15 protein-coding genes and 1 tRNA gene are annotated in these 14,496 nt (G+C 68.8%); 11 read left to right on the plus strand and 5 right to left on the minus strand.

Annotated elements, in window-relative coordinates; genetic code table 11:
* Positions 1-61 precede the first annotated feature (61 nt).
* Positions 62-1,081: a 4Fe-4S dicluster domain-containing protein gene (locus tag ACZ0AE_RS07110; protein WP_463600708.1), complete on the minus strand. Its 1,020-nt coding sequence runs from the start codon at positions 1,079-1,081 to the stop codon at positions 62-64.
* Between the two features lie 74 nt (positions 1,082-1,155).
* Positions 1,156-1,452 (minus strand): hypothetical protein, encoded by a 297-nt coding sequence (locus tag ACZ0AE_RS07115; RefSeq protein WP_447592878.1) that lies wholly within the window; start codon positions 1,450-1,452, stop codon positions 1,156-1,158.
* A 138-nt stretch (positions 1,453-1,590) separates the two neighbouring features.
* Here ACZ0AE_RS07115 and ACZ0AE_RS07120 point away from each other — a divergent pair, with 138 nt between their 5' ends.
* The 4 genes from ACZ0AE_RS07120 to ACZ0AE_RS07135 all read left to right on the plus strand — a co-directional run bounded on the left by ACZ0AE_RS07120 (position 1,591) and on the right by ACZ0AE_RS07135 (position 4,652).
* Positions 1,591-2,028 (plus strand): group III truncated hemoglobin, encoded by a 438-nt coding sequence (locus ACZ0AE_RS07120; protein ID WP_038689210.1) that lies wholly within the window; start codon positions 1,591-1,593, stop codon positions 2,026-2,028.
* Between the two features lie 44 nt (positions 2,029-2,072).
* Positions 2,073-3,482, plus strand: a complete 1,410-nt coding sequence (gene hemN / locus ACZ0AE_RS07125; protein ID WP_463600709.1) for an oxygen-independent coproporphyrinogen III oxidase — start codon at positions 2,073-2,075, stop codon at positions 3,480-3,482.
* A 67-nt stretch (positions 3,483-3,549) separates the two neighbouring features.
* A complete protein-coding gene (locus ACZ0AE_RS07130) occupies positions 3,550-4,512 on the plus strand; it encodes a hypothetical protein (RefSeq protein WP_463600710.1) in 963 nt (320 codons plus the stop codon).
* A 53-nt stretch (positions 4,513-4,565) separates the two neighbouring features.
* Positions 4,566-4,652: transfer RNA gene (locus tag ACZ0AE_RS07135), tRNA-Leu, on the plus strand.
* A 174-nt stretch (positions 4,653-4,826) separates the two neighbouring features.
* Here the strand turns inward: ACZ0AE_RS07135 and ACZ0AE_RS07140 are convergent.
* Positions 4,827-5,027, minus strand: coding sequence for a hypothetical protein (locus ACZ0AE_RS07140; RefSeq protein ID WP_038689206.1), 201 nt, complete (start codon positions 5,025-5,027; stop codon positions 4,827-4,829).
* 210 nt (positions 5,028-5,237) lie between these two features.
* Here ACZ0AE_RS07140 and ACZ0AE_RS07145 point away from each other — a divergent pair, with 210 nt between their 5' ends.
* Together ACZ0AE_RS07145 and ACZ0AE_RS07150 are read left to right on the plus strand one after the other, a co-directional pair.
* A complete protein-coding gene (locus tag ACZ0AE_RS07145) occupies positions 5,238-5,942 on the plus strand; it encodes a glutathione S-transferase family protein (protein WP_463600711.1) in 705 nt (234 codons plus the stop codon).
* A 36-nt stretch (positions 5,943-5,978) separates the two neighbouring features.
* Positions 5,979-6,953: a hypothetical protein gene (locus tag ACZ0AE_RS07150; RefSeq protein ID WP_463600712.1), complete on the plus strand. Its 975-nt coding sequence runs from the start codon at positions 5,979-5,981 to the stop codon at positions 6,951-6,953.
* 9 nt (positions 6,954-6,962) lie between these two features.
* Here the strand turns inward: ACZ0AE_RS07150 and ACZ0AE_RS07155 are convergent, their stop codons facing one another.
* Positions 6,963-7,295, minus strand: a complete 333-nt coding sequence (locus tag ACZ0AE_RS07155; protein WP_447592890.1) for a phosphohydrolase — start codon at positions 7,293-7,295, stop codon at positions 6,963-6,965.
* 226 nt (positions 7,296-7,521) lie between these two features.
* Between ACZ0AE_RS07155 and ACZ0AE_RS07160 the strand changes: the two genes are divergently transcribed.
* From ACZ0AE_RS07160 to ACZ0AE_RS07180, 5 genes are all read left to right on the plus strand, one after another.
* A complete protein-coding gene (locus ACZ0AE_RS07160) occupies positions 7,522-8,538 on the plus strand; it encodes a TraB/GumN family protein (protein WP_463600713.1) in 1,017 nt (338 codons plus the stop codon).
* A 112-nt stretch (positions 8,539-8,650) separates the two neighbouring features.
* On the plus strand, positions 8,651-9,106 hold the full coding sequence (locus tag ACZ0AE_RS07165) for a BLUF domain-containing protein (RefSeq protein ID WP_038689196.1): 456 nt from the start codon (positions 8,651-8,653) through the stop codon (positions 9,104-9,106).
* A gap of 294 nt (positions 9,107-9,400) precedes the next feature.
* Entirely contained in the window at positions 9,401-10,687 is a 1,287-nt protein-coding gene (locus ACZ0AE_RS07170; protein ID WP_463600714.1) for a nucleotide sugar dehydrogenase, read from the plus strand.
* Positions 10,688-10,717: 30 nt separating this feature from the next.
* Complete coding sequence (locus ACZ0AE_RS07175; RefSeq protein ID WP_141058656.1) at positions 10,718-12,340, plus strand: FMN-binding glutamate synthase family protein; 1,623 nt, start codon at positions 10,718-10,720, stop codon at positions 12,338-12,340.
* 104 nt (positions 12,341-12,444) lie between these two features.
* Positions 12,445-12,891: a GNAT family N-acetyltransferase gene (locus ACZ0AE_RS07180; protein WP_463600715.1), complete on the plus strand. Its 447-nt coding sequence runs from the start codon at positions 12,445-12,447 to the stop codon at positions 12,889-12,891.
* A 354-nt stretch (positions 12,892-13,245) separates the two neighbouring features.
* Here ACZ0AE_RS07180 and ACZ0AE_RS07185 read toward each other — a convergent pair whose 3' ends face one another.
* Complete coding sequence (locus ACZ0AE_RS07185) at positions 13,246-14,493, minus strand: TIGR03862 family flavoprotein (protein ID WP_463600716.1); 1,248 nt, start codon at positions 14,491-14,493, stop codon at positions 13,246-13,248.
* Positions 14,494-14,496 lie beyond the last annotated feature (3 nt).

Below are 14,496 nucleotides of genomic sequence, written 5' to 3' on the forward strand. Positions count from 1 at the left end.
CCGGTCGGGGGGGCCGGTGCCATTCGGGGGAATGGCGGCCGTGGGGCAAGGGGTCAGTGGTCTATAGCCGATGCAGTCCGACACCCAGCAGCACCAGCAGGGTGATCAGTGCTGTGAGCGTGCGGGGCCGCAGCCAGCGCGTGCGGCGCTGCTGCATGTGGGCCGTGCTGGCATGGCGGAGCAGGCCGGCCGGGAACTGCCACGCGCGCATCTGCGTGTTGCAGGCGTCCACGCAGGCACCACAGGCGATGCAGTCCGCATGCGGCCCACTGCGCACATCCAACGCCATTGGACACACCGTCACGCAGGCACCGCACGCCAGGCAGTCGCCGAGCCGGTCGGCCGGAAAATGCGGCATCGGCCCCGCCAAGGCGGGATGGGCGGCGCGGAAGGCGTAGTCGCTGGCGCTGACCGCATCGAGCAGGCCGCGGCCGCGCTGCATCACCGCGCCCAGCCCGCGCGGGCGCGGGCCCCGCGGCTCGCCACGGCGTGCGTCGTACTGCACCTGCGGGGTGTCCGCATCACACAGGCTCGGGCAGATCCGCGCGAACGGGCACAGGTCGATGCACACCTGCTGGCGCAGGAAGCCGGCGTTGCCCCAGGTGGCCAGGGCGTAGAAGGCTACCCAGAAGGTTTCCCAGCCGCTCCAGGCCGGCGGCCACAGGCTGCTCACGAGCGCCTGGATCGGGCTGAACAGACCCACGAACGTCACCCCGGTCCACAGCGCCACCACCGCCCAGAGCAGGTGTTTGGCCGCGCGCGCCAGCGCAGGCTGGCGCAGGTGGCGCGCCGTGGCCTGCTCGATCCAGCGGAACAGACGGCTCCACAGGGTCTGCGGGCAGCCGTGGCCGCACCACACCCGCCCGGCCAGGGAGGTCAGCAGCACCAGGCCGGTGGCCATCACGGCCAGCAGCCCCAGCAGAACCCCGAGGTCCTGCGGCCACAGGGTCAGCCCGAACAGGTCGAAGCGGCGCCCCGGCAGGTCGAACAGCAGCGCCTGGCGACCGTTCCAGCGCAGCCACGGCAGTGCGTAGAAGGCGGCCAACAGGGCGGCCGACAGCAGCGGACGCCAGGGCGGCATGCGTCGCCCACGCGGCGGCGGAAGCGGTGGCGGGGCAGGGTCGACCAGGTGCAGGTGAAGGCGGGCTGGCATGGTCACCCCAGCTGCTCGTCGTCGTCATCGCGGCGCGGCGGCCGTGACAGATACCAGGTCAGGCCGCTGGCTGCGGCGGTTACCGCCCAGAACATGAAGAAGCCCAGCGTGTAGCCCAGCTCACGGCTCAGCGCACGCTGCGGAAAGCTGATGTCGCGCAACTGCAGCGGATCGACAATGGCAAAGAACACCATGCTGGCCAGGCCAGCGGCGACGAAGCTGGGCCACAGGATGGCGCCCCATTGCTGGATCAACAGCCGGCGGCGGCGGGCCCCGGGTGGGTCGTGCAGGTCGGTCATTGCAGCCACGGTCAGTGTTTGACTCACAGACTAGGGCGCACGATCTGCGCCGACATTGATCCTGATCAAGATGGCGCGCCCCCTGCGCGCGCATGCTCGGCACCACGCGCAGCACCCCACCGGCCGTAGAGAAACCGCATGCAGCATCCGCCCGTCACCGCGTTGCCCACGCCATCGCTGGACCTGTGCAGCGAGCAGGAAGTCACCCGGCTGGTGCACGATTTCTACGCGCGCGTGCGCGAAGAGCCGCGCCTGGCCCCGGTGTTCACCGCCCGCGTGCACGACTGGGACGCGCACCTGGCGCAGCTGGTCGATTTCTGGTCGGCGATGCTGCGCGGTACGCGCCGCTTCAACGGCGCGCCGATGCCCAAGCACATGGCGATGGACGAGCTGGACCGCGACCTGTTCGACCGCTGGCTGCAGCTGTTCCGGCAGACCACCGCCGAATGCGCCAACCCGCCGATGCAGCGCCTGGCCGATGACGTGGCCACGCGGATCGCCGATACCTTCTGGCGCCGCTTCCAGATGCTGCGCTGGCCGCAGCTGCCGATCGCCGGCGCCGCGCGCCTGGATTGATCTGGCTCAATGCGCGCGGGGCCGGCCGCGCGCACGCTGGCGGCATGGACATCACCTCGCCTGCTGCCGCCGGGCTTGCCTGGCACTTCGACCCGGACCTGCTGCGCCGCCACGACCGGCCCGGCCCGCGCTACACCTCCTATCCGGCCGCGCCGCATTTTCACGACGGCTTCGGCGCGCACCAGCTGCGCGCGGCCATCGGCGCCAGCAATGCCAGCGCCCGGCCGTTGTCGCTGTATGTGCATGTGCCGTACTGCAGCAGCCCGTGCTTCTACTGCGGCTGCAACCGGGTGATCACCCGCGACCACGGCAAGGGCGTGGCCTACGTGGCGCGCGTGCTGAGCGAAGCGGACCAGATCGCGCCGCTGTTTGATGGCACGCGCGAGGTGATCCAGCTGCACCTCGGCGGCGGCACGCCCAACTTCCTCGCCGCCGCGCAGTTGCGCGAACTGGTCGATGGCCTGCGCGAGCGGTTCCGCTTCAGCACCGCCGCGCACCGTGACTTCTCCATTGAACTGGACCCGCGTTTCGTCAGTCCCGACGACATCGCCACGCTGGCCGCGCTTGGTTTCAACCGGGCCAGCCTCGGCATCCAGGATTTCGACCCGGTGGTGCAGCGGGCGATCAACCGCGAGCAGGGTGTCGAGCCGACCCTGGAGATCCTGCGTGCCTGCCGTGCAAACGGCCTGCGCTCGGTCAACGTGGACCTGATCTACGGCTTGCCACACCAGACCCCGGCCGGCTTTGCGCAGACCCTGGAAACGGTGTTGCGCGAGCGGCCGGACCGGCTGGCCGTCTATGGCTATGCGCACCTGCCGCACCTGTTCAAGGCGCAACGGCAGATCCCCGATGCGGCGCTGCCCAGCCCGGAGCAGAAGCTGGCCCTGTTGGGGCTGGCGGTGCGGCGCCTGTCGCTGGCCGGCTACCAGTACGTGGGCATGGACCACTTCGCGCTGCCCGACGAAGACCTGTCGCAGGCGCAGCGCGCCGGCCACCTGCACCGCAACTTCATGGGGTACACCACCCATGCCGACACCGATCTGGTGGGGCTTGGCGCCAGCGCCATCAGCCATATCGGCGACAGCTACAGCCAGAACCCGCGCGACCTGCCGGGCTGGGAAGCGGCGGTGGATGCCGGGCGGTTGCCGGTGTGGCGCGGCCTGCAGCTGAATGCCGACGACGTGGTGCGCGCCGAACTGATCGGCCAGCTGATGTGCCAGGGTGAGGTGGACGGTCGCGCGCTGGCCACGCGCCATGGGCTGGATTTCGACGACTATTTCGCCGACGCGCTGGTGGCGCTGCAGGCCTTGCAGCACGACGGCCTGGCCGAGTACGCCGACGGCGTGGTGCGCACCACCGAGCGTGGCCGCCCGCTGCTGCGGCTGCTGGCGATGTGCTTCGACCGCTATCTGGCACGCCCGGACCAGCCGGTACGCTACTCGCGCGCCATCTGAGGGCCGGTCATCGGCGCGGTGATGCGCGTGTAGTACCCTCCGCTGGCCTCGGCCAGTGGAGTGCTGCATGAAGAAGATGCTGTATTTCTGGGCAGCGTACCTGCTGTTTTTCGCTCTTCCGTTCCCGTGCATCCTGTACTACAGCATCGGCTACCCGGTCGAGGCGGCCGACCGGACGTCGCCCGCCGTCGCCACCGTGTGGTTGGCGCTGTCGATCCTGCTGTGGGCGCTGCTGGCGGCGGCCTACGTGCATACGCTGCTGCGGGCGCCGTTCCGCGCACAGGCGCGCACCCGGGCGATCCAGCGTGCGGCGATCCGCCGCCGCGCCCGCGTGGTGCAGGCGCAGGATACCGGGCGGCTGATGCGGGGTTGGCGTGTATGGAGCCTGACCCTGGCCTTCGACAATCTGTCCGGCACGCCGATCCAGGACCAGATGCTGGCGGTGGACAGCCAACCGCAGCTGCAGCGGTTCGTGGCCGACAACCAGCTCGATGCGCTGCTCAGCGATGATCCGGGCGGGTATCCCAACGTGGTGCTGGAAGGGGCGATGCCGGAGATCGACCGGGGCCGGCTGCTGCGCCGCGCGTTGATCGGCGTGGTGCTGCTGGCTGCGCTGGCCGCCTACTACACCTGGTGCTGGAACGACCCGGGGCAGGGGAACGGGCAGGGCTGGACGTTCCTGGCTCCGTGGCATCCGTTGCTGGTCATGCCGGCCTGCCTGTGCGGCTATCTGGTGCTGGGCCGCCTGTTCACCCGCATGGTGGGGATCGACCGGCGCGCCGAAGCCCTCAACTACCGCGGCATCGGGGTCGACGCCCGGGTCCTGCACGTGCGCCAGACCGGCACCGAGGTCAACGCCCAGCCGCAGCTGGCGTTCCAGCTGGCCTTCGAGGACCGGCAGGGCACCACGCACACGGTGACCGTGCGCAAGGTGGTGAGCCTGCTGGACCTGCCCCGGGTCCCGCGTGAGCGCGCGCGCATTCTGTACCACCCCGATGACCCGTCGCAGGTGCTGATGCCGGACCTCTGAAACGCCCGCGCATTCCCAAACCGGGCGCGATCAGGCACCCTATGCCCCGCGTTGCCCGGATGGCGAAACTGGTAGACGCATCGGACTTAAAATCCGCCGGAGGCAACTCCATGCCGGTTCGATTCCGGCTCCGGGCACCAAACAATGTTGATGAGCAAGCCGCGCGAGGTCCAGCTGCTCTGGACCGTCAACGCCAGATTCGATCAACGATCTGACGACCGACAGAAGGATGAACATGCCTCCTTCCAACCTGCGCTTTGTGCTGCGCAGCAGGCGTACTGGCGGCGGGTTGACGCCGCCAGTGGCATCACGTGTTACTGGCAGAAATCCCGGACGCACTCGTCGCGCAGCTGCGTACATACCGGGACACTGCGGCCATCGGCCAGGCATTGCCGGTATTGATCGTTGCAGAACACGCGACCGGCGTTGCAGGCGATGGGATCCGCGTTGGCGATGGAACCGAATGCCAACAGCGCAATGAACGAAGCGACAGAAAGCCGAATCTTCCCTTTCATCCTTGTCTCCGTTGTTGTCAGGCCCGAATGGGCAGCGCCAGCGTATGAGAAAGCGTCATGCGGTTATGTGACCGCTATCGCGGAGTTTCCGTGAAGGCGAGGGAGCTGCAGCAGGGCGGGACCGCCAACCCCGCGCTGCCCGGAGTGGCCGCCGGGTCCACGCCGAATACCGGTAGCATGGGCGCTCCCTCGCCAGCCTGCGCCGCCGCCATGCTTACCCTCCATATCGGCAACAAGAACTACTCGTCCTGGTCGATGCGTCCGTGGGTGCTGATGGCCCAGGCGGGCATTGCGTTCGATGAAGTGTTGCTGCGGTTCGATAGCTTCGATCCCGACTCGCAGTTCAAACGCCAGGCCATGGCGCTGTCGCCGTCGGGTACGGTGCCGGTGCTGGTGGATGGCGACTTGGTGGTGTGGGACACGCTGGCGATCGCCGAGTACCTGGCCGAACGTTTCCCCGACCGCGCGCTGTGGCCGCAGGCGGTGGAGGCGCGTGCCCTGGCGCGCAGCGTATGCGCGCACATGCACAGCGGATTCGGCGCGCTGCGCCAGCACTTTCCGATGAACATCGAAGCCACGTTGCCCGAGGTGGGCGCACGCGTGCTGCGCGAGCAGCCGGCCGTTGTCGACGACCTGCAACGCCTGCAGGCGCTGTGGGAACGCCTGCTGGCGCGCCACGACGGCCCATTGTTGTTCGACCCGTTCAGCATTGCCGATGCCTTCTTCGCGCCGGTGGTGATGCGCCTGAAGACCTATGCGCTGCCGGTCAGCCCGCGCGTCCAGCGCTACATGGAAGCGGTGCTGGCATTGCAGGGCGTGCAGCAGTGGGTGGCGGGCGCGCTGGCCGAACACGACTTCCGCCCGTTCGAAGAGCCGTACCGGCAGGCACCGGACGCGCGCGACGGCGATGAATGACCGTCGCCGGTGCACCACCGGGCCTGCCACGCAGGGATGAACCTGGACGCATTGTTCAACCAGCGCATCGCCGCGTTCGTGCAGGGTGGGCCGCCTGCGCGCGCGCCGGGGCCGCTGTTCCATGTCGAGGATGACGGGCAGCCCGGGCGTTGGCACCTGTCGGCCCGTGACCACCGTGGCCGTCCGATCGCACTGGTGCGCTGGCATGACGTGATCCGGGTGCCCGCGTTGGCGCGCCGCATGCGCGACCGTGGCTACACCGAGGCCGATATGCATGCGCTGCTGCTCATGCTGACGCGGGCGGCGAACCTGTTTGCCGTCGACGCCGGGCAGCGCAGCAACAAGGATTACGCCCTGTTCGGCCACGTGCTGCACCTGTTGACGCTGACGCAGCAGACAGATGCGCACCTGGCGCTGCGCCAGCATGCGCTGTACTTCCTGCTGTTCGAGCTGGACATCGATGATGAAACGCGGGACCGCCTCCAGTTCGGCGAAGGACGCCTGCTGTTGCATGCCGAGCGGCTGGGCCCGCATCCGCTGTCGGTCGTTGTCGGCGCGATGTATGAGTGTCTGGCCCTTCCACGTCGGCGTTTCGCACCGTTCCTGGAAGTGGCCCGCGCGTTCCACCTGGGCTGGGTGCACTGGCTGGAAACGCCAGCGCCGCCGCCCTGGCGCCTGGCACTGGACGCACCCCATGCAGCCCTGGCGCATCCGGATGTCTTCCTGGCCACGCTGCGCGATGACGAAACGCGCATCTTCGACGCGCTGATCGATGCGGCGTCACCCCAGGCGAGTCCAGCGGCGGGATTGGTGTCCCGCCTTGTGCTGATGCACTACGGCCTGCACGTGCTGCGCCACACGCCCGGGGCGGTGCTGCGGCTGCGCGACTATGTGGGCGACCCGACGCGCTTCTCGCGGGTGCTGTGTGCGCTGGTCACGCAGGGCGCGGTGCCGGACCGGGGCCGGTTCGATGCGCTGGGTCTGAGCATCTGTCTGGTCCCCGCCGGATGACCGTGCCGGTCAGTTCGCGGCGGGTACCGGTCCCGCACCCAAGGCCAGCAGGGCGTGTGCATATTTCTGCGTCAACCGCTGCGACACCGCCACGGGCAGGTACTGCAGGCGCGCCGGATCGCTGTTGTCGGCAATGTCGGCAAGCTTGACCTTCCGCGCCAGCGGGTTGCGTGCGATGGCGGCGTAGTAGTCGTCTGCCGGTACCTCCTTGCGCCGGGTAAGGCAGGCGACCGCCGCGCGGATGTGGGCGGGGAACTGGTCCACCTCGGCCGCGAAGTCCGGGCAGTCTTCCACCACGTCGTGCAGCCAGGCCACCGCTTCGGCGTCGGCGTCGCCACGCACACGCGCGGCTACCCGCGCGACATGACCGATGTACGGGTGGCCGGCCTTGTCGATCTGGCTGGCATGGGCGCGGCGCGCCAGCGCCTCGGCACTGCGAAGGGTATCGATGGCATCTTCTCCTGGGGACCGATGGCTGCATTATGCCGGCAGCGGCCAAACGCAAACTTTACGCAGGCGCGCCGAGGTCCCCGTAGGCTGCGTTCGACCCCAACACAGGCAAGGCAGCATGGCGAGCGCGGCACGGGCAGGGAAGGCGGTGGCGGTACTGGCGATGGCGTTGTGGTGCGTGGCCGGCGCGCAGGCCCAGACGCCCGCGAGTGGGCCGGCGGTGGTCGATCTGGCGCCGGTGGTGGTGTCCGGTGTGCAGCCCGGTCCCGGCATGTGGAAGGTGACCGGCGGCGACGGCCATGCACTGTGGATCCTGGGCACGGTGTCACCGTTGCCGGCCAAGCTGGAGTGGCGCGCCGATGAAGTCCAGGCGGTGATCGCCAGCGCCGATGAGGTGCTGGGGCCACCCGGCTGGACGGTGGACGCCGACATCGGGGTGTTCAGGGGATTGACCCTGCTGCCCTCGGCGATGAAGGCCGCGCACGATCCGCAGGGCCGGCGCCTGGACGAGATCCTGCCGGCGGCGCTGTATGCACGCTGGCTGCCGCTCAAACAGCGCTACATGGGGCGTGACCGCGGCGTCGAGAAGGACCGTCCGCTGGTGGCGGCGGCCCGCCTGTATGGCGATGCATTGAAGTCGGTGGGGCTTGGCGGCAGCAAGCCGATGACCCGTGTGCTGGAGAAAGCCTACAAGGCCCGGGGCCTGAAGCCGGTGCCGACCCGGGTGGCAATCCGGGTGGAGGATCCGCGCGCGGCGTTGAAGGAAATGCGGGGCAGCACGTTGGCCGATGCCGCGTGCTTCCAGCGCACGCTGGAGGTGGTGGAACACCAGTTGCCGCTGCTGGTGGAGCGGGCCAACGCCTGGGCCGTGGGCGACACCGGGGCGCTGCAGCAACTGGCGGTGCAGAGCCAGTACGACGCCTGCGTGGGCGCGATCGCCGACAGCGAGTTCGGGCGCCGTCGCGGCCTGGCCGGGGTGGACCAGCAGGCGGCGGATAAATGGGTGCAGATGGCGCGGGCCGCGCTGGGGCGCAACGCAACCACCTTCGCGGTGGTGCCGGTGGCGTTGCTGGTGCAGCCCGGTGGCTATCTGGCGCGCCTGGAGCAGGCCGGGTTCGAGGTCCAGGCGCCCTGAGCCTGCGACAAGCGGACGCACGCCTGCCGGTGCCGTGGCGCCCCGTGATCATCTATCTACACATGCAGGTTCGTGGCATAGTCAAAGCAGTTCTCAGGGGAGTTCTGACTGCATGCCGTTGCGTGCGATCGCCTACACCAGCGTCGCCTTCGAAGGGATTCAAGCATCGGATATCGATCGCATCCTTGCCGCGGCGACAAGCTTCAACAAGGTCGCCGGGGTCACCGGCGTGCTCATGTTCGACGGCACCCGTTTCCTGCAGTATTTCGAAGGCCCCGAAGACGGCGTCGATTCGGTCTACCAGCGTGTCCTGAATTCGCGCAGCCATCTGTTCCTGCGTGAGCTGGCACGTGGCTCGGTCCTGACCCGCCATTTCCCCCGGTGGACGATGGCGTCGGCGGCGATCGAACCGCAGGTGCTCACCGGCATGATCGAGACCGCCTGGGAGGGCTTCAGCCCTGCAGCGCCGATCGAGGGCCAGGGCCGGGTGGGGTTCGCCCGCCTGCTTGAATTGTGGACCGGGGTAACCGGTGAACTGGAACCGGCGGCGGTCATGCTCGGCTCGTAACGCAACTGTTCGTTTCCCGTAACAAGAACATCACGGGTCCGCGCCTACTATCTCTCTACCAGCTGTGACCGGTCCTGCGGAAACTCCGCCAGGCTGTCTGAAAGGGTAGTAACCGCAGCTGGACCATTTGTTGGCCGTCGTCCGTACTCTCCGCGGGCGGCGGCTTTGTTCTTTGTGGCATGCGGCTTCCCGCGTTAGGCTGTGCCATTCTTTCCCCGGCGCCGCCCCCATGAGTCAGTCCGCCCCATTGCCGCCCCCTACCTGCCGTTGCTGCTTACCCCTGGGGCGCGGCTGATGGTCGCTGGAGCAGGCGCCGCAGATTCGCCGCAAATCGCGGTAATCGGGCTTGGCTACGTCGGGTTGCCGTTGGCCGTTGCGTTCGGCGCCCGTCAGCCAACACTCGGGTTCGACATCGACCACGCGCGGGTCGAGGAGCTCCAGCGTGGGCATGACCACACCCTGGAAATGGAGCCGCACGAGCTTGCCGCCGCACGGCACGCCCGTTACACCGCCGACCCCGCCGAACTGGCCGCGTGCACCATTTACATCGTGACGGTGCCCACGCCGATCGATGCGCTGGAGCAGCCGGACCTGGGGCCGTTGCGGAGCGCCTCGTCGCTGATCGCCGCCGTGCTCAAGCCGGGCGACCTGGTGATCTACGAATCCACCGTCTACCCGGGGACCACCGAGGAAGTGTGCGTGCCGCTGCTGGAAGCGGGATCGGGACTGCGGTTCAACCACGATTTCCATTGCGGCTACAGCCCCGAGCGGATCAATCCCGGTGACCGCCAGCGCCGCCTGCCCGACATCCGCAAGATCACGTCCGGTTCTACCCCCGAGATCGCGGTGCGCGTCGATGCGCTGTACGCGACCATCATCACCGCCGGCACGTGGCCGGCGCCGTCGATCCGCGTGGCCGAAGCGGCCAAGGTGATCGAGAACATCCAGCGCGACGTCAACATCGCGCTGGTCAACGAGCTGGCGTTGATCTTCGACCGGCTCGGCATCGATACCCAAGACGTGCTGGATGCAGCGGGCAGCAAATGGAATTTCCTGCCGTTCCGGCCGGGCCTGGTTGGCGGCCATTGCATCGGCGTGGATCCCTATTATCTGTTGCACAAGTCCGAAAGCGTGGGCTACCACCCGGACCTGATCCACACCGCGCGGCAGGTCAACAACCGGGTCGGTGCGCATGTGGCCCAGCGCGTGCTGGCGCTGCTGGCGGGGCGCGGCAAGGCGCCGGCCGCTGCGCGCATCCTGGTGCTGGGCGTGACGTTCAAGGAAAACTGCCCGGACCTGCGCAACAGCCGCGCGCTGGAGCTGGCGCAGTCGCTGCAGGCGGCCGGTGCGCGGGTGGACGTGCAGGACCCGTGGGTCGGGCCGGCGGTGTTGGCCGGCAGCGGCGTGCACTGGGTGGAGCGCGCCGATCCCGGCGTGTTCGATGCCGTGGTGCTGGCCGTGGCCCACGACGAGTTCCGTGCGTTCGACGCGGCCACCGTCCGCGCACTGCTCACCTCCGACGGGGTGGTGTACGACGTCAAATCGGTCTGGCCGCGGGACGTTGTCGACGACCGGTTGTAGACTCGAATGCGTTATTGATCGAGGAAAGCCATGCATCGTTACCTGGTCTACGTGCTCGCCATCCTGTTGTTGCCGGTCTGCCTGTGGCTGGCCACGATCTGGCCCGCCTGGTATTGGGGCGTCGGCGGCACCCTCGCGGTGGTGGTGCTGGGCACCTGGGACCTGTTGCAGAAGCGCAGCACGCTGCGCCGCAACTACCCGGTGATGGCGCATTTCCGCTACGGGCTGGAGTCGATCGGCCCGGAAATCCGCCAGTACTTCGTACAGAGCGACCTGGAGGACGTGCCGTTCTCGCGGCAGCAGCGCGCGCTGATCTACCAGCGCTCCAAGAACGAAATGGACGTGGTGCCGTTCGGTACGTTGCGTAGCACTTATGCTGTGGACTACGAATGGATCAACCATTCGCTGGCCCCCACCGAGATCGCGCACAGTGATTTCCGCGTGCTGATCGGCCCCAATTGCGCCAAGCCGTATTCGGCCAGCGTGTTCAACATCTCGGCGATGAGCTTCGGCTCGCTGTCGGCCAATGCAATCCGTGCCCTCAACGAGGGCGCGCGCCGCGGCAGTTTCTACCACGACACCGGCGAAGGCTCGATCTCGCCCTATCACCGCGAGATGGGCGGCGACCTGGTGTGGGAAATCGGCTCGGGCTACTTCGGCTGCCGCGATGACGCGGGCGGTTTCAGCGAAGAGAAGTTCGTGGCCAATGCCAACACCGATCAGGTGAAGATGATCGAGATCAAGCTGTCCCAGGGCGCCAAGCCCGGCCATGGCGGCGTGCTGCCGGCGGCCAAGGTCAGCGCGGAGATCTCGGTCACCCGTGGCGTGCCGATGGGCGTGGATTGCGTGTCACCGTCCAAGCACTCGGCATTCAGCACGCCGGTGGAGCTGCTGCAGTTCGTGGCGCGCCTGCGTGAGTTGAGCGGTGGCAAGCCGGTCGGGTTCAAGCTGGCCATCGGCCATCCGTGGGAGTGGTTCGGCATTGCCAAGGCGATGCACGAGACCCAGCTGCTGCCGGACTTCATCGTGGTCGACGGCGCCGAAGGCGGGACCGGGGCGGCGCCGGCCGAGTTCATCGACCATGTGGGCGTGCCGATGCACGAAGCGCTGCTGCTGGTCCACAACACGCTGGTCGGCCTGGACCTGCGCGACCGGATCAAGGTGGGCGCGGCCGGCAAGGTCACCAGTGCGTTCGAGATCGCGCGCACCATCGCGCTGGGCGCGGACTGGTGCAATGCCGGGCGCGGCTTCATGTTCGCGCTGGGTTGCATCCAGTCGCTGAGCTGCCACAGCGACAAATGCCCCACCGGTATCGCCACCCAGGACCCGCACCGCTGGCGCCACCTGGATGCGGCCGACAAGGCCACCCGCGTGCACAGTTACCACGACAACACCGTGCGCGCGCTGCGCGACCTGCTGTGCGCGGCCGGCTTGAACCACCCGTCCGAACTGGGTCCGGAGCACATCCTACGGCGGGTATCGCCGGTGGAGATCCGCTCGCTGGCGTCCTTGTACCGGTACCTGGCGCCGGGTGAACTGCTGCGGCAGGTGCCCGATCACGCGGTGTTCCATGATTACTGGAGCGACGCGCGCAGCGATTCGTTCCAGCCGCCGGCGCGGATCCAGGCGCTGCGCACGAGCAAGTCGCGATGATGGCTGGAACGGTTCGTGATGGTGGGGCTGCCGGGCAGAGCCCGGCGCTACGGGTGGGGACGGCCGGCGATGGCGGGGCTACCGGGCAGAGCCCGGCACTACGGGTGGGGACGGCCGAGGAGGCCGAGCGGCTGTGGGTGCTGCGCACCCGCTGCGTGCGTGAACTGTGCAGCACGGCGTACCCGCCCGAGGTGATCGCGCCGTGGGCGGCCTCGCCGCCGCCGGCGCAGTACGCTGGGCTGATCGCGCAGGGCGGCTGCGTGGTGGCCGAGGACGGGGCCGGGCAGCTGCTGGGGTACGGCATCCTCGACACGGCAGGCAATGAAATCGATGCGCTGTTCGTCGACCCCGACTGTGGCGGGCGTGGCATCGGCCAGGCCTTGATGCAGGCCCTGCAGGCCTTGGCCGATCCGGACAGGCCGCTGGTTCTGTCGGCCTCGCTCAATGCGGTCCCGTTCTACCAGCGCTGCGGTTTCCGGGCGCTGCGCGAGGAAACCTACCCGCACCCCAGCGGCGTCGCACTCGCCTCGGTGCGCATGCAACACCCCTGACCCGGTAGTGCCGGCCGCCGGCCGGCTCCCCGCGGTGCTCGTGGTGCAAGGTAGTGCCGGCCGCTGGCCGGCTCCCCGCGGTGCCCATGGATCTGCGTGGAGCCGGCCAGCGGCCGGCACTACCAGGGTGCTTCGAGGCGTGCGTGGAGCCGGCCAGCGGCCGGCACTACCAGGGTGCTCCGAGGCGTGCGTGGAGCCGGCCAGCGGCCGGTGGTATCCGCAGTGCTTCGGGGCGTGCGTGGAGCCGGCCAGCGGCCGGCGGTATCAGGGTGCTTCGAGGCGTGCATGGAGCCGGCCAGCGGCCGGCACTACCGTTTCAACGCGGCCCGTTACCGGCGTTTCAACGCGGCCCGTTTACTGGGTCTGCAGGTACTGGATCACGCCGCGCCCGGCGCGCAGACCGCTGGCAAAGCAGGCGGTCAGCAGGTAGCCGCCGGTGGGCGCTTCCCAGTCCAGCATCTCGCCGGCGCAGAACGTGCCCGGCATCTGCCGCAGCATCAGCTGCGCGTCCAGCGCCTCCAGACGGACGCCGCCGGCGGTGCTGATCACCTCGGCCATCGGGCGCGGGCGCAGCAGCGACAGCGGCAGGCGCTTCAATGCAGCGGCGATGCGGTCGGCGGGCAATTGGCCGGCGTCCTTGCCCAGCACTTCAAACAGCAGCGCCGACTTGACCCCGCCCAGGCCCAGCTGGCGGCGCAGGTGCTCACCGAAGCTGCGGCCCTGGCGAGGGCGCTGCAGCTTGTCCAGCAGCTGCGCCTGGGTCTGGCCGGGCAGCAGGTCCAGATGCAGCGTCACCGCGCCGTCGCGGGCGAGGGTGTCGCGCAGGTCGGCGGCCATCGCATAGATCAGGCTGCCTTCGATGCCGTCGGCGCTGATCACGCATTCGCCCTGCAGCGTGCGTGGTTGACCGTCCAGCGCGACCCAATGGGCCACCAGCGGCTTCAACGGAGCACCAGCCTGGCGATCGCGGAAGTACGCGGTCCAGTCGACGTCAAAGCCGCAGTTGGCCGATTGCAGCGGCGCCATATCAATGCCGCGCGCGGCCAGCGGTGCCACCCATGCCGCATCCGAGCCAAGCTGTGGCCAGCTGCCACCGCCCATCGCCAGAACCACGGCATCGGCCTGCACCGTGACCTCGCCCTCGGGCGTTTCAAAGCGCAGGGCACCGTCGTCTGCCCAGCCGGTCCAGCGGTGCTGTACATGCAGGCGTACGCCCTGTTCCTTCAGGCGGCGCACCCAGCCACGCAGCAGCGGGGCGGCTTTGCGGTCCACCGGGAACACCCGGCCGGAACTGCCCACGTAGGTTTCCACACCGAAACCCAGCGCCCAGTCGCGCAGTGCCGGGCCGTCGAAGTCGGCCAGCCATGCGCCCACCTCGCTGGCCCGCTCGCGGTAGCGCGCCACGAACACCTCGTGCGCATCGGAGTGGGTCAGGTTCAGCCCGCCCTTGCCGGCGATCAGGAACTTGCGCCCGGGCGAGCCTTTGGCCTCATACACATCAACCTGATGGCCGGCGGCGCGCACGGTTTCGGCCGCCATCAGCCCGGCCGGGCCACCGCCGATGATCGCCACACGTCGTGGGGCAGTGCTGGAAAGGGTCATGCA

The organism is Stenotrophomonas sp. AC248, from assembly GCF_979258185.1.

Excerpts from the sequence above, each read along its gene's own strand:
- ACZ0AE_RS07110 (WP_463600708.1), bottom strand. The coding sequence starts at position 1,081 with ATGCCGCCCTGGCGTCCGCTGCTGTCGGCCGCCCTGTTGGCCGCCTTC.
- ACZ0AE_RS07140 (WP_038689206.1), bottom strand. The coding sequence starts at position 5,027 with ATGAAAGGGAAGATTCGGCTTTCTGTCGCTTCGTTCATTGCGCTGTTG.
- ACZ0AE_RS07130 (WP_463600710.1), top strand. The coding sequence starts at position 3,550 with ATGAAGAAGATGCTGTATTTCTGGGCAGCGTACCTGCTGTTTTTCGCT.
- ACZ0AE_RS07145 (WP_463600711.1), top strand. The coding sequence starts at position 5,238 with ATGCTTACCCTCCATATCGGCAACAAGAACTACTCGTCCTGGTCGATG.
- ACZ0AE_RS07175 (WP_141058656.1), top strand. The coding sequence starts at position 10,718 with ATGCATCGTTACCTGGTCTACGTGCTCGCCATCCTGTTGTTGCCGGTC.
- ACZ0AE_RS07150 (WP_463600712.1), top strand. The coding sequence starts at position 5,979 with ATGAACCTGGACGCATTGTTCAACCAGCGCATCGCCGCGTTCGTGCAG.
- ACZ0AE_RS07170 (WP_463600714.1), top strand. The coding sequence starts at position 9,401 with ATGGTCGCTGGAGCAGGCGCCGCAGATTCGCCGCAAATCGCGGTAATC.
- ACZ0AE_RS07115 (WP_447592878.1), bottom strand. The coding sequence starts at position 1,452 with ATGACCGACCTGCACGACCCACCCGGGGCCCGCCGCCGCCGGCTGTTG.
- ACZ0AE_RS07120 (WP_038689210.1), top strand. The coding sequence starts at position 1,591 with ATGCAGCATCCGCCCGTCACCGCGTTGCCCACGCCATCGCTGGACCTG.
- hemN (WP_463600709.1), top strand. The coding sequence starts at position 2,073 with ATGGACATCACCTCGCCTGCTGCCGCCGGGCTTGCCTGGCACTTCGAC.
- ACZ0AE_RS07165 (WP_038689196.1), top strand. The coding sequence starts at position 8,651 with ATGCCGTTGCGTGCGATCGCCTACACCAGCGTCGCCTTCGAAGGGATT.
- ACZ0AE_RS07160 (WP_463600713.1), top strand. The coding sequence starts at position 7,522 with ATGGCGAGCGCGGCACGGGCAGGGAAGGCGGTGGCGGTACTGGCGATG.
- ACZ0AE_RS07185 (WP_463600716.1), bottom strand. The coding sequence starts at position 14,493 with ATGACCCTTTCCAGCACTGCCCCACGACGTGTGGCGATCATCGGCGGT.